This is a genomic window from Sphingomonas sp. PWP1-2 (assembly GCF_049898305.1).
Lineage (GTDB): Bacteria > Pseudomonadota > Alphaproteobacteria > Sphingomonadales > Sphingomonadaceae > Sphingomonas > Sphingomonas glacialis.
Genome location: NZ_JAFCXM010000001.1, coordinates 742,264 through 755,480 on the forward strand (window position 1 = coordinate 742,264; position 13,217 = coordinate 755,480).

Consider the following 13,217-nt stretch of genomic DNA (forward strand, 5'->3'; position numbering starts at 1 on the left):
AGCGCGGCGATCTCGGCGCGCGCGCTCGTCATCGCGGGTGTCGCGCAGCCGTTGCCGGAGCGAGCGGGAATCGACCGTCCCCGGTTCGATCGCATTGCGGCGGAGCGCGGCTTGAGCCCGTGGATACCAATGAAATCCCATCGCTCGACATATTTCCCCGGCGGGCGCTGTCGCAGTGTCGGCCGCTGCGGCCACAGCGACGAACCTTTGGCAGGCGGCGGGCAACCGGCCTGAGCATGAGTCGCACGGGCAAGCGGGCTCCAACCTTGGGTGCGATGCGCGAGAGCCTGCCACCCCGACTGACAAATACGCCGGCGTGCCGGTATCGTTGCGGCAATGTAACCAAATCAGCCTTTTAAGGTAATCTTTAGGTCTGGCGGTGCAGGGAAATGGATCACAGGAGCTTTGTTTGTGCCTCAGGAAATTGCGTTCGAATCCCTTTCCCTCACGACCCTAGACGGAATGAGCGACGTCGAACGCGATGCCTTGCCGTTCGGGATCGTCGGGTTCCCTGCGGATACGACGGTACAGGTCTATAACGCCACCGAGGCACGCCTTTCGGGGCTCGACCGTGCCAGCGTCATGGGCGTCCCGTTCTTCGAGGCGGTCGCGCAGTGCATGAACAACTTCATGGTTGCCCAGCGGTTCGAGGAAGAGCCTGAAATCGACGACATCGTGCCCTATGTCCTGACGCTGCGCATGCGACCGACCAAGGTGCGGCTGCGCCTGCTGGCCTCGCCCGAAACGGCGCGCCGCTACGTTCTCATCGAACGCTAGGAACCGCCATGACCGAGCGGTCGAGTGAAGAGCAGCTGCTCGAGTTCCTTTACGCATGCCCGGTCGGCCTGCTCGAATGCGACATGGCGGGCGAGATCGGGATGATGAATCCGCACGCCATGCAGCATCTGCTGCCGTTGGCGGGCCCGCGCGATGCCGGCAATCTGTTTTCGGCTTTGGAACAGCACGCCCCCGAGCTGCGCAGCATCGCTGCCGCGTTCGCCCCCGCGACTGGACGCGTCTGCGACGGCCATCGCATCTTCGTCGAGCTCGGATGTGCGCGGCGTACTACCCCGCGCAAGGTGCTGGCGTGCACGATGGTAAAACTTGCGCCCGATCGGCTGATGGTGACGCTGACCGATATCAGCCAGCAAGTCGTCCAGGAACAACGGCTTCGCCAAGCGGATACGTGGTTCGCAACGCTGCTGAATGGGATCAACGATTATGCGGCGCTGACCGTCCGGCCGGACGGTGAGGTCATCACTGGCGATCCCGGCTTCACGCGCCAGACGGGATACGATCTTGCCGCGGTGATCGGTCAAAAACTCGGCGACGTGCTGAAGACCGATACGACCGGCGGGGACTTGCGTCTGGACGAGCAACTGGTGGTCGCCGAGCGCGATGGCTGGCACCTGCAGGAAGGCTGGCAGCAGCGTGCCAATGGCGAGCGCTATTGGTGCCAGCGTCTGGTGGTCGCGCGCTCGCGCGATGACGAAACGGGCCCGATCGGCTTCTCCGTGATCCTGCGCGACGTGCCGCGGCGCGAAGCGGCGGCAGAGGATCTGCGACGCGTGCTGACCCGCGACCATCTCACCGGCGCCGCCAACCGGCGGCATTTCAGCCACGCAATGGAACGCGAGCAGACGCGGTGGCGCGACCTGCGGCATTCGCTGTCGCTGATCATGCTCGATCTCGATCATTTCAAGGCGATCAACGACACTTACGGGCATCCCGTCGGCGACATCATGTTGCGCCGCGTCGCGGAGGCGTGCGCGCCGTTGCTCCCGCCGCGTGGCGTATTCGCGCGGCTTGGGGGGGAGGAATTCGCTGCGTTGCTGCCACGGTACGATGGGCAACAGGCAATCGGGCTCGCCGAGGACCTGCGCGCGGCCATCGCCGCAATCGAGGTCGAGACGGCGGGCACGATATTGACGCTGACAGCCAGCTTCGGCTGCGCGACGCTGGATGAAGCGGACGGTTCGATCGACGCGCTGATCGCGCTGGCGGACAAGCGGCTGTATGCGGCCAAACGCGGCGGACGCAATCAGGTGTTCCAACCACAAGCCGCTGCAGCGTGAGCAGCGTCGAACTGCGGCGCTCTGCCGTGCATCGCATCGCGTGTGCCGCGGTGGCCGCCGAAGTGCGGCGGATCCGGGAAACGGTTCTGCCACCGCTTGTCGAGGGGATCTGGCCCGAGGCGATGGCGATCGACGAGGCGGGGCTTGGGCTCGATTCGCTCGAGCAGCTCGGCGCGCTCGGCGCGTTGGCGGAGATGTTCGATCTCGACGATAGCCTGCTCGATGAGGCTCCACCGAGCACCGTCGGCGCGTGGATCGACTGGATTATGGCCGGGCAGGCGGCGGCGGACAGCAACATGACGGTGAGGACGTCGGGTTCTACCGGCGAGCAGCGGCCGTGCGTCCATGCCATGTCCGATCTGCTCGACGAGGCGGCGTGGCTTGCGGCGCGGTTTGCCGATCGGCGGCGCATCGTCGCGCTGGTTCCCGCAAACCATCTCTACGGCATCGTCTGGACCGCATTGGTGCCAAGCGTGCTCGGCGTTCCGATCGTCGTGCGTACGCTCGGCGCGCCGCTTGGCCTCGTCGCTGGCGATCTCGTCGTCGCGGTCCCCGAACAGTGGCACGCGGCGCTGCGGCTGATCCGCCGTTTCCCCGAAGACGTGGTTGGCGTCAGTTCGGCAGGCGTGCTCGACGGATCGGTTGCCGATGCGCTGCGTGCGGCGGGGCTGGCGCGCCTGGTGGACGTCTATGGCGCATCGGAGACCAGCGCCATCGCGATCCGCGAAGTGCCGGCGGCGCGTTATGACTTGTTGCCGCGGTGGCGCCTGGTGCCGCACGGCGTGGACGACTGGCAGCTCAGCAACCGCGCAGGTGTGATCACGGACTTGCCCGATCACATCGAGCGAACGGGCGATCGCGCCTTTCGGCTGCTCGGTCGGCGGGATGGCGCCGTGCAAGTCGCAGGACATAATGTCTGGCCGGCCCGCGTCATCGAAGCCTTGAGATCGGTCGATGGAGTGGCGGAGGCGGCTGTCCGGCTAAACGCAGCCGGGCGGCTCAAGGCCTTCATCGTGCCGCGCGATCGGCAAGATCCTGTCACCCTCGGCGTCCTCCTCGAGCAGGTCGCGGCGGAGCAACTGACGGTTCACGAACGGCCCAAGAGCTTCCGTTTCGGGGCGGCGCTGCCCCGCAACGCGATGGGTAAATTGGAAGATTGGGCATGAACGACGGTGAAGTCGGCATCGGCGCTGCTGCGTATCCCGCCAAGGCGGCTTGCGCGGGTTGCAAGACGAGCAAGCCATTGAAGACGCAAATCACCATGGCCTTCCAGCCGATCGTCGACATCGCGAGCGGATCGGTCTTCGCCTATGAGGCGCTGGTACGGGGCATCGCCGGCCAATCCGCGGCCGAGGTGATCGCGAGTGTCGAGCCGGACGTGATCTACAAGTTCGACCAGACCTGCCGCGTCAAGGCGATCGAGCTCGCCGGGGGTCTGTTCGCGCCCGACAGCGCCACCAAGCTCTCGATCAACTTCATGCCCAATGCCGTGTACGAGCCGAACGCCTGTATTCGGGCATCGCTCGCGGCGGCACGGCGTGTCGGGTTCGATCCGGCGCGGTTGATGTTCGAATTCACCGAAGACGAGCGGATGCGCGATGTCACCCACGTCCGTAGGATCATCGAGGCCTATCGCGCGCGCGGCTTCACCACCGCGATCGATGATTTCGGTGCCGGTTATGCTGGCCTCGGCTTGCTCGCCGATCTTCGCCCGGACATGCTGAAGCTCGACATGGCGCTCATCCGCGGGATCGATTCCTCGATGGCGCGGCAGACGATCGTCGCGGGCGTCGCTCGGATGGCCGAAGCGCTCGGTATCGGTTGCATCGCCGAGGGGATCGAGACGGCCGCGGAATTGCAGACGCTGAAGACGATCGGGATCCGCCTTGTCCAGGGCTATCTGCTCGGCCGGCCTGCAATCGAAGCGCTTCCGCCCAGCTACCTGGTGCCGCCGCGTGGGGTGCTCGCGTTGGAGGACGCTAGGAGTACCATCAACCGAGCATGGCCTTGGTCTGCACCGGTGCCCGAAGCGAGCGCGGCTAGGGTTTTGCCCGCCGCGCCGTCAGAACCTTTACCGGTGCTATCGGCACTTCGCCCTTGAATGCGCCACGCTGCGTGGCGGTCGGCGAGACGGGCGCGTCCATGATGCCGACGATCACGTCCATCCCCTCCACGACGTGGCCGAACGCTGCATAGCCAAGATTGTCCGCGGGCTGCCCCCGCCCGGCGTCGAGCGAATGCGTCTGATCGCCGACGCTGATCGTGAATTCGCTGCCGCCGGTGCCCGGCGCGCGGCGGGCGAGCGAGATTTCGCCGTCGGTGTGGTGAAGGCCGGTCTGTGTCGTCGGTTCGTGGGCAATTGGCGGGAGCAAGCGCTTGGGGTCACTGTTCGCCCCGAATTGCACGAAACCAAAATGATCGGCGGCTTTCACCGCGCGGTAGAATTCGGTGCCGTCGAGCTTCTTCTGTTCGACGTATTTGAGGAAATTGCCGGCGGTGATCGGCGCTTTCACCGTCTCGAGTTTGATCACGATCCTTCCCGCACTGGTCTCCAGCGCGACGCGGGGCAGCATCGGGGATGGCGCGGCAACCGGCACCGGTGCGGCCGCCGGCCCCTGCGCCAAAGTCGGGGCGCCAACAGCGACCAGCAGTGCGGCGAGACAGACCTTCATCGCATTTCCTTCTATCTATAAGGCGTGTCGAATAGCGTCCGTCCGTCGTCCCGGCCACTTCCGATGACGAAACCCGGTGGCGGCAAATGGAACAGCGGCACGCCTCTCGCTTTGTGGGGCAAAGTGCGTCCAACTGGCGATGCGATGGATCGGCTCAGCGCGGCGCGGCGCGAAGCGGGCTTCCGGGCTTCCACGCCGGCGCGGTCGGCTGATCCGCGACGCGAGCCGCGAGCGTGTAGAAGAACCGGTTGAAGTCCGCGGCCGCCTGCCAGTCGATCGGCTGGTCGAGATCGTCCTGCGGCTTGTGATAGCCGGTCTTGTACCAGCGGCGGTAGATGCGCTCGCTCTCGGTGCCCGGGCGGTAGCCGAAGACGAACGCGGTCGCCGGAATGCCGGCCTGGAGGAAGGGCCATTGGTCGGCGCGGCGCAGCAGATTGCGCTCGGGCTCCGGATCTTGCTGGACGGCGATCTGCAGGCCGGCGGCGACCGCGCGCGCATCGTCGCCGAGCGTAGTGTCCGTGAGCGCATGTACCGTCAGCAGCCGAAGCGGGAAGATCGGGCGCAATTGGTCGAGGTTGATATCGGCGGCGATGCGGGCGATCGGAACCGTCGGATGCGCGACGAACCAGCGCGCGCCGAGCAGGCCCTTTTCCTCGCCGGTGAAAGCGGCGAACAGCACTGGCCGCCGAAACCCGGACTGGTGCCGCCGCTCGGCCAAGCGGATCAGCAACGCGACATAGGCGGCGTCGTCGAGCGTGCCGTTATAGATGCGGTCGCCGGCAACGGGTTCGCCGGGGCCGTAGCCGTCGAGATGCGCCGACAGAACGATCGTCTGCGCGGCAAGCGCGGCATCGGTGCCCGGCAAGCGTGCAAGCACATTGGGCGCGCTGATCGCACGCTCCGCCAGTCGAAAATCGGCGCGGAAGCGGCCGGGGGTGTCGAAGGCGGGCAGGGGGGCGCCCGCGCTCCCCGCCGCGATCAGCTGCGCGGCATCGTGGCCGGCCCCTGCGATCATTCGGCCGAGCGCATCGGCATTGAGGATGAAACGGGCGATCCCCGGCGCCTCGGGCGCGCTGCCGCGGATCCACACCGTGCGCGCATAGGCGAACGGCCAGCGCGGCGGCTCCACCGCGAAGCCGGGATCGGCGATGGTGACGAGCGCGACGGCACCCGCCGTCTTCAACGCGGCGGCGCGATCGGCATCCGTAGGCAGGCCGGCCCGGTGGGTCCCGTGACAGATCACCACCTTGCCGCGCACATCGCCGAGCGTACCCGCCGCGCAATAGCCGCGATACGCGATCGCAGCGTCGAACCGCGTCGGCATGCTCGGATAAGGGTTCGCCATGATGTCGTGCAGGAACCGCAGCGGCCGGGAATCAATGCGCACCGTCGCCCGTTCGATCGACAACGCCTGCATCGGCACGCGCTGGAAATAGCTGCCATTCTCGCCGGCGGGTACGAGCCCGGCGGCCGCGAACCGCGCCGCCACCATCGTCGCGGCGCGCTCGTAAGCGGCCGAGCCAGTGTCGCGCCCCGCCATCGCATCGCCCGAAAGCGCGGCGGTCGTCGCCCACCAGGCGCGCGTGTCGGGATCGACCGGCAGAGGTCGGGACGCCCCGGTCAGGAGCAGGCAAAGCGGGATCACCGCGCGGAAGGGCTTGAGCATAGCGGCGAAGCTGCCCAAAACGCGGCGCCGCGGCAAGGTGTACCGGTACTCGACATCCACGTCGCCCCCGCCGACGCGCGGACCGAGGTCTTCGTGCGCCCCGCGCGTGATCGCGACGTTGGAGCGCGGCGTGCCACCCCGAGGGAACCCCGGTGGACCTACGGGGCGTTCCCAGCATCCTGCGCTGTGACGGCAGCACGTCCTGACCCTAGTCGTGACCGCCGGATCAGTGTAGCCGGAAGGCAAGAGTCCTGGGGCGAGTGCTGTGCTCAAGCCGGACGATCGAGCTTCGGAGTGACCGACATACCACGCAAGACAAATTACGACTTCGAGCGCCGCGAGCGGGAAAAGACCAAGGCGGCCGAGACGGCAAAGAAGGCGCAAGCCAAGGCGGACAAGCGGGCCGTCGATCAGGCAACGCCGGATGCCGATGAATGAGGACGTCCTCAGGACGGCTGAAGTTGCGGTGAAAACGTCCGACCTCAGTCTTGCGCAGCTCGGCTGGAAAGCGTTCTTCAGCGAGCAGGTTTCTCTCGAGGAGAGACGCAGCTTTCAGCCTGCCCGGGTGATTTCGGTGCACCGCGGAAGGGTGACCGTTGCGGGTGAGGGGCTCGAAGACTCGATCCCCTCCAGTCTGCCCGTGGCAGGGGGCGCGGAGGACAGGCCGACCGTGGGCGACTGGCTGCTGGTCGACCGGAACAGCCGAACCATCGTGCGCATCCTTGCGCGGACGAGCCTTTTCAAGCGGCCTGCCCCCGGGGATGAGCGCCGGGTGCAGCTCATCGCGGCGAATGTCGACACGCTTTTCATCGTCACGGCGTGCAAGCAGGACTTCAACATCGCGCGGCTGGAACGCTATCTCGTGCTCGCGCGCGAGGTGGGTGTTCGTCCCGTCGTGGTCCTGACGAAGGTCGATCTATCGCCTGCGCCTGAGCTGTTGGTCGATGCAGCGCGTGCGCTCCAGTCGGGACTACAGGTGGAACTCGTCGACGGGCGAGATCCAGCGAGCGTCGTTCGCCTGGCAGACTATTGCGGCGTCGGACAGACCGTCGCGCTGGTGGGATCATCGGGTGTCGGCAAGTCCACGCTCGTAAAGACGCTGACGGGATCGAGCAGCATCGCAACCCAGGCGGTCCGTGAGGACGACGGCAAGGGCCGCCACACGACGACGGTCCGCGAGATGTATCGCCTCGCCAATGGCGCGGACGAAGGTGGCTGGCTGGTGGACACGCCCGGCATGCGCGAGCTCCAGATGTCCGAAGTGAGCACTGGGGTGACCGAGGTCTTTGACGATGTCACGAACGTGGCGCTCGACTGCCGGTTCTCGAATTGCACGCATATCGCGGAGCCCGGATGCGCTATCAACGCCGCGATGGCGGCGGGAGAGCTCGATCCCGCCCGCGTTGCCCGGTGGCGCAAGCTCGCGCACGAGGATGCGGCAAACAGCGGTGCCGCGGCCGCGCGCCGCTCCCGACCTGGAAACGCTGCAAACAGGCGATGACGCTTTCGGGCATGCCCGCTACCCCGCCGCGTAAGCGAGACCCCGTTCGAGCCCGCGCAATTCGGCAAGGCCCCGCATGCGGCCAAGCAACGAGTAACCCGGGTTGGTGATCCGCGCGAGATCATCGAGCATCTGATGCCCGTGGTCTGGCCGCATCGGGATGCTGCGGTGTTCGCGCACCGACAAGCGATGCACTGCCGCGACGATCGCTGCCATCGCGGCGTCGCCGCCGAGATGCTCGGCCTCGTGGAACGCGCCGTCGGGCTCGCGCTGGACCGAGCGGAGATGCAGGAAACCGATGCGATCGCCGAGCCGATCGACCATTCCGGGCAAATCGTTGTCGGCGCGAACCCCGAGCGACCCCGTGCACAGGCACAGCCCGTTAGACCGGTTCGGTACGCGCGCGAAGAGGTTGGCGAGGTCGGCTTCGGTGCTGACGACGCGCGGCAGGCCGAAGATCGGGAAGGGTGGGTCATCGGGATGGACGACCAGGCGGATGCCCAGCGCATCCGCGGTCGGACACACCGCCGCCAGGAACGCGACATGATGGTCGCGCAGCGTGGCGGCGTCGATGTCGGCATAGGTTTCGATCGCGCGCAGGAAGGCAGGCGAGGTGAAGCCTTCCTCGCTGCCCGGCAGCCCGGCGATGATCGTCCGTTCGAGCTCGCGGCGCGCGGCCTCATCCATCGTCGCATAGCGCTGCTCGGCCGCAGCGCAGGTCGCCGCGTCGTAGCTCTCGGCCGCCCCCGGCCGCTGCAGGATGAACAGATCGTAGGCGGCGAGCGCGACCAGCTCGAAACGCAGCGCGCGCGCGCCGTCGGGCAATTCCCAGCCGAGGTCGGTGCGCGTCCAATCGAGCAGCGGCATGAAATTATAGGTCACGACATCGATGCCGCAGGCCGCGAGGTTGGTCAGGCTCTGACAATATTGCGCGATCAGGCGGTCCCACTCGGATGAGCGCGTCTTGATCCCTTCGTCGACCGGCAGGCTCTCGACCACGCGCCAGTCGAGCCCGGCGGCGCGCACCATTGCCTTGCGCGCGGCGATCGCGTCGCGCTCCCACACCGCGCCGTTCGGCACTTCGTGGAGCGCGGTCACCACTTCGGTCGCGCCCGCTTGCCGAATGGCGCGCAACTGCACCGGATCGTTCGGACCGAACCAGCGCATCGTCTGTGTCATTAACACGAATTAGCCTTTCTGCATTTCAACGGGTGCGCGCGGCTTGGCGCGCAACAGGCTCCACAGCACAGCGGCTGCGAGAAGATCGAGCGCCGCCAAGGCGGCAAAGAGCGGGTCATAGCCGAATGCGTCCGCGCTCTGCCCGATGAGCAGCGTGAACAGCATGCCGCCGATCCACGCGGAGGTACCGGCCATCCCGCTCGCGGTGCCGACCGTCCGGCTGTCGAACATGTCGGCGCACAGCGTGATCAGCGCGCCGCTCAGCATTTGATGCGCAAAGCCACCGACGCAGAACAGGATGATCGCGACGCCGGGGGATCCCGCAAGGCCGATGCACGCCGGCCCGATCATGCACAGCGCGCCGACCGTCATCGTCACCTTGCGCGACGCGACCAGCGGCACGCCGCGCTTCATCAACCAGGTCGGCAGCACGCCCGCGGCAAGGCTGCCGAAGTCGGCGGCGAGAAAGGGCATCCACGCCCACAGTGCGATGCTCTTGAGATCGAGGTGCCACACCGACACGAGATAGAGCGGGATGAAGAAGTTGAAGGTCTGCCACGCCGGTTCCGCGAGGAAGCGCGGCACGGCGATACCCCAGAAGGCGCGGCTTCGCAGCAGGTCCTTGCGCGTCGCGGGCTTGGCGCTGACATCCTCGTCGCGCGCCGCGGTGATCGCCGCGCGTTCGGCCGGGCTCAGGCGCGGATGGTCGGCCGGGCTGCGATAGCTCCAATACCATAGCAACGCCCATATCAGGCTGAGCCCGCCGGTGACGATGAAGGCCGCCTGCCAGTTCCACGCGAGGATGCAGAAGGCGACCAGCGGCGGCGCGATCATGTTGCCGACGCTGGTGCCCATCTGGAACACGCTGGTCGCAAGCGGGCGCTCGCGCGGGGGGAACCATTCGGACACGGTCTTGGCGCCCGCCGGAATGGCCGCCGCTTCGCTCGCGCCGAGCAGCGCGCGGAACACGGCGAGGCTCGGCCAGCCGGTCGCCAGCGCGTGCGCCATGTTGGCGAGCGCCCAGCCGAGTGCGAAGAGGAAGAAGCCGAGCCGCGTGCCGAGCGCATCGAGCACGCCGCCCGCGACGGTCTGCATGATCGTGTAGCTCGCCTGGAAGGCGAGCACGACCCAGCTGTAATCCTCGGTCGTCATGCCGAATTCGGTCTTCAGACGCGGTGCCGCGACCGACAGGGTCGAGCGCGCGAGATAGTTGAGGATCGTCCCCAGCGTGACGAGCCCGATCAGTTTCCAGCGGAGCGGCACGTCGCGCCAACCGCGACCGGCGATCCTCAATGCCATGCCGCAATCCTCCGCTGGCGGGTCGGCGCGATCATCGCAGGATCTCGATTGCCGAGACGATCGCGTCGCCAGTGCGCGGCACGAACGCCAGGTCGAGCTTGCCGCCACGGACGGTGACGGTCGCGGTGCGGGTCAGCGCCTTGGCCGATCCGCCGGCGGTGCGCGCGATGTCGAGCCCCTGGACGATCGTGCGCCCATTGGCGGTGACGTCGAACACGCGAGCGCCGGGCGCCAGCGACGGTTCGACGAAGGTCAGCGCGACGCGGTACTGCCCGTCGGGGAGCGGGACCGCATAGCTGAAGCGGCCCTCGCGATAGGTCGCAGCGACGGCTGCGTCCTGCGCTCCGGCGATCACCGCTGCGACGGCGGGCTTGCCGTAATCGGCAGGCTTGGTCAGCGTGCCCGTCTTGCCGCCGGTGAAGAAAGCGTCCGATCCGAACCGCTCCGTCGCCTTCGCCGCGACGATCGCGCCGGCGTCGATCCGCACGTTGGCGGCGGCGTCGGGCGACAGCGTCCAGGTGAGGCTATCCTCTGCCGTGCCGCCCCGTGCGACGAGCGCGTTGTTGCCGGCGGTGAGCGCGACGTTTTGCCACACGCAGATCCGGTCGGGGCAATCGCTGCGCTGCCCGAGCGAACGTCCGTTGAGCAGCAGATCGGTCGTCGCGGCATTGCTGTAGACGCGCACGTCGGTCACCCGATAGGCGCGATCAGCATAGCGTCGGCCGGTGATGTGGACCGTCGGCGTCGCGCTCCAATTCGCCTTGTAGAAATAATAGGCGTCCTTGCGGATCGCGCGATCATAGGTGACGAGCCCCTTGGTGTTGATGTCCTGCGCGTGGCCCTCGGCACGGATCGTCGTCGCGAAATCGAACGCGTTCCACAGGAACGTGCCCCAGAGATACGGCCGCGCCTTGAGCGCACGCCATGCCTCCTCATGGACATAGCTCTCATATTCCTCGGGCTGCGTGACGCCGCGTGAATCGATCGGGCCGCCCAGGACATCGTCGCTATGGATGCTGGTCGCGCCGCCCGCGCCATATTCGGTGACCGACAGCGGCTGCTGCGGCCGCTTGGCGTGGAGCATGTCGAGATGCGGGCCGAGATCGCCGGGCACGCCGAAATACCAGCCGAAATAGCGATTGGCGCCGCCGAGATCGGCGGCGGTGGCGGTGGTCGGGATTGCGACCCCCTGATCGAACAGCCGCCCCTCACAGCACGTGGCGAGCGCGGTGGGGCGGCTCGGATCTTCGCGATGCGTGAGATCCTGCAGCGTCTTGAGCAACGGCATCGGATCGGGCGTCTTGCCGTCGGGGAAGCCGGTCAGGAAGGCCGGGAAGGAATTGCCGAAATCGACTTCATTGGCGATGCCCCAGGTCACCACCGAGGGATGGTTGCCGTTCTGGCGGATCAACTCGCGCATCTGTTGCTGCGCATTGTCGACCAGCGCGGCGCGCGGCTCGAGCTCGCCGCGCCGAGTCCAGGCGGACACCAGCGGAATCTCGTCCCACAACAGCAGGCCGTAGCGATCGGCGAGATCGTGGATCGTCTGACCGTGCTGGTAATGCGTCAGGCGGATCGCGTTGACGCCCATCTCGCGCATCGTCGCCACGTCGGCGGCGACGTCGGCGGCGTCGATCGCCCAGCCTTTGCCCTCATGATCCTGGTGATAGCCGACGCCGCGAAGCTGGACGTGCTTGCCGTTGAGGAACAGCCCCGTGTCGGGGTCGATCCGGATCGTGCGGATCCCGAACGGCTGGCGCACGCGATCGAGCAGACGGCCGCGCGCGTCGGTGACATCGACGGCGAGCGTATAGAGATAGGGATCCTCGACGCCCTGCCACAGATGCGGATTGGCGACGGTGAGCTTCAGTGCCGCTTCCTGCGTCGTCGACGCGGCGAGCGTTTGCGAGGTCTGCAGCGACGCCGCCACGCGGCCGTTCGTGTCGATCAGGCTGGCGGTGATGCGGACCGCGCCCGAACGGCGGCTCGCATTGGCGATGCGCGTCCGCACATCGACCTGCGCGGTGGCCGCCGTGGCGGCGGTGGTGGCCGCGGACACGCCCGAGCCGCCGAAATCGGCCAAGTCGATATGGATCGGATCGACCGCAATCAGCCGCACCGGGCGATAAAGGCCACCATGGACGAAGAAGTCGCCGGTCAGCGGCAGGATGTCGGCGGTCGTCGCGTCCTTGCCGCCGGGCGCGCTATTGTCGGTCCGCACCACTAGCACATTGTCGCCCGAGGCGCGCAGCGCATTGGTGGCATCGAGCCGGAAGCGCGAGAAGCCGCCGGCATGGTCGCCGAGTTTGGTGCCGTTGAGCCATACGCTCGCGGTGCGGCTGGCGGCGTCGAATTCGAGCCAGATGCGCTTGCCGCGCATTGCCGCGGGCACAGCGAACCGCTGGCGATACCAGCCGAGGCCCTGCGTCTTGTTGATCGTATCGGCGCGGTTGATGTGACTTTGCGGATCGGGGCGATAGAAGCCGACGCGATTCCACGTGTGCGGCACTGCAACCGACTGCCAGTCAGCATCGTCGAACCCGGGGGTGGTCACCGCCTCTGGCGCATCGCCCTGGTGGAACCGCCAGCCGGTCGCCAGCGTGCTGGCAACCCGGGCATCGCTCGCTGCCGCTTCCGCCGCGATGGCCGGGGCGGACGCCATCATCAGTGCGGTCGCAGAGACAAGCGTTGCGGCGGCGATCCCGCGCATAAGACGGTCGTTCATGGTTTTCGCTCTCCTATCCGACCATCGATATCATTGCCGATGCGGTCTTACCAGATAGTGTGCAGTGCCAGTCGCAACTTTCTACCTCGCCGAAATGGAA

11 protein-coding genes are annotated in these 13,217 nt (G+C 67.1%); 6 read left to right on the forward strand and 5 right to left on the reverse strand.

Going from position 1 to position 13,217, the window contains the following annotated elements; genetic code table 11:
- The first annotated feature begins 462 nt into the window (after positions 1 to 462).
- Genes ACP7C5_RS03670 through ACP7C5_RS03685 form a run of 4 tightly spaced genes read left to right on the forward strand, consistent with a single transcriptional unit; the run spans position 463 to position 4,176 of the window.
- Entirely contained in the window at positions 463 to 777 is a 315-nt protein-coding gene (locus ACP7C5_RS03670) for a phosphonate transporter (RefSeq protein WP_133189496.1), read from the forward strand.
- An 8-nt stretch (positions 778 to 785) separates the two neighbouring features.
- On the forward strand, positions 786 to 2,075 hold the full coding sequence (locus tag ACP7C5_RS03675; RefSeq protein ID WP_426263205.1) for a diguanylate cyclase: 1,290 nt from the start codon (positions 786 to 788) through the stop codon (positions 2,073 to 2,075).
- Positions 2,072 to 3,241 carry an AMP-binding protein gene (locus ACP7C5_RS03680; protein WP_426263206.1) on the forward strand — a complete coding sequence of 390 codons (1,170 nt, stop codon included), beginning with the start codon at positions 2,072 to 2,074 and terminating at the stop codon, positions 3,239 to 3,241. The genes ACP7C5_RS03675 and ACP7C5_RS03680 overlap by 4 nt, the downstream gene beginning before the upstream one ends.
- The gene (locus ACP7C5_RS03685; protein ID WP_426263207.1) at positions 3,238 to 4,176 is read left to right on the forward strand and encodes an EAL domain-containing protein; all 939 of its coding nucleotides are present in this window, start codon (positions 3,238 to 3,240) and stop codon (positions 4,174 to 4,176) included. Before ACP7C5_RS03680 ends, ACP7C5_RS03685 begins: the two co-directional genes overlap by 4 nt.
- On the opposite strand, the gene ACP7C5_RS03690 is transcribed toward ACP7C5_RS03685, so the two are convergent.
- Entirely contained in the window at positions 4,115 to 4,747 is a 633-nt protein-coding gene (locus ACP7C5_RS03690) for a peptidylprolyl isomerase (RefSeq protein ID WP_426263208.1), read from the reverse strand. The genes ACP7C5_RS03685 and ACP7C5_RS03690 overlap by 62 nt on opposite strands.
- Positions 4,748 to 4,901: 154 nt before the next feature.
- On the reverse strand, positions 4,902 to 6,473 hold the full coding sequence (locus tag ACP7C5_RS03695; RefSeq protein WP_426263209.1) for a M28 family peptidase: 1,572 nt from the start codon (positions 6,471 to 6,473) through the stop codon (positions 4,902 to 4,904).
- Positions 6,474 to 6,707: 234 nt separating this feature from the next.
- On the opposite strand from ACP7C5_RS03695, the gene ACP7C5_RS03700 reads away from it, so the two are divergent.
- Together ACP7C5_RS03700 and rsgA are read left to right on the forward strand one after the other, a co-directional pair.
- A complete protein-coding gene (locus tag ACP7C5_RS03700) occupies positions 6,708 to 6,851 on the forward strand; it encodes a hypothetical protein (protein WP_165954417.1) in 144 nt (47 codons plus the stop codon).
- Complete coding sequence (gene rsgA, locus ACP7C5_RS03705; protein WP_426263210.1) at positions 6,838 to 7,914, forward strand: ribosome small subunit-dependent GTPase A; 1,077 nt, start codon at positions 6,838 to 6,840, stop codon at positions 7,912 to 7,914. Before ACP7C5_RS03700 ends, rsgA begins: the two co-directional genes overlap by 14 nt.
- 18 nt (positions 7,915 to 7,932) lie before the next feature.
- Here the strand turns inward: rsgA and uxuA are convergent, their stop codons facing one another.
- From uxuA to ACP7C5_RS03720, 3 genes are read right to left on the reverse strand one after another with little or no spacing between them, the layout of a single operon-like run.
- A complete protein-coding gene (uxuA, locus tag ACP7C5_RS03710; protein WP_426263383.1) occupies positions 7,933 to 9,093 on the reverse strand; it encodes a mannonate dehydratase in 1,161 nt (386 codons plus the stop codon).
- A gap of 9 nt (positions 9,094 to 9,102) precedes the next feature.
- Positions 9,103 to 10,392 carry an MFS transporter gene (locus tag ACP7C5_RS03715; protein WP_322162819.1) on the reverse strand — a complete coding sequence of 430 codons (1,290 nt, stop codon included), beginning with the start codon at positions 10,390 to 10,392 and terminating at the stop codon, positions 9,103 to 9,105.
- A gap of 31 nt (positions 10,393 to 10,423) precedes the next feature.
- A complete protein-coding gene (locus ACP7C5_RS03720) occupies positions 10,424 to 13,117 on the reverse strand; it encodes a glycoside hydrolase family 2 TIM barrel-domain containing protein (RefSeq protein ID WP_426263211.1) in 2,694 nt (897 codons plus the stop codon).
- Positions 13,118 to 13,217 lie beyond the last annotated feature (100 nt).

Excerpts from the sequence above, each read along its gene's own strand:
- rsgA (WP_426263210.1), top strand. The coding sequence starts at position 6,838 with ATGCCGATGAATGAGGACGTCCTCAGGACGGCTGAAGTTGCGGTGAAA.
- ACP7C5_RS03670 (WP_133189496.1), top strand. The coding sequence starts at position 463 with ATGAGCGACGTCGAACGCGATGCCTTGCCGTTCGGGATCGTCGGGTTC.
- uxuA (WP_426263383.1), bottom strand. The coding sequence starts at position 9,093 with ATGACACAGACGATGCGCTGGTTCGGTCCGAACGATCCGGTGCAGTTG.
- ACP7C5_RS03690 (WP_426263208.1), bottom strand. The coding sequence starts at position 4,747 with ATGAAGGTCTGTCTCGCCGCACTGCTGGTCGCTGTTGGCGCCCCGACT.
- ACP7C5_RS03685 (WP_426263207.1), top strand. The coding sequence starts at position 3,238 with ATGAACGACGGTGAAGTCGGCATCGGCGCTGCTGCGTATCCCGCCAAG.
- ACP7C5_RS03715 (WP_322162819.1), bottom strand. The coding sequence starts at position 10,392 with ATGGCATTGAGGATCGCCGGTCGCGGTTGGCGCGACGTGCCGCTCCGC.
- ACP7C5_RS03675 (WP_426263205.1), top strand. The coding sequence starts at position 786 with ATGACCGAGCGGTCGAGTGAAGAGCAGCTGCTCGAGTTCCTTTACGCA.
- ACP7C5_RS03720 (WP_426263211.1), bottom strand. The coding sequence starts at position 13,117 with ATGAACGACCGTCTTATGCGCGGGATCGCCGCCGCAACGCTTGTCTCT.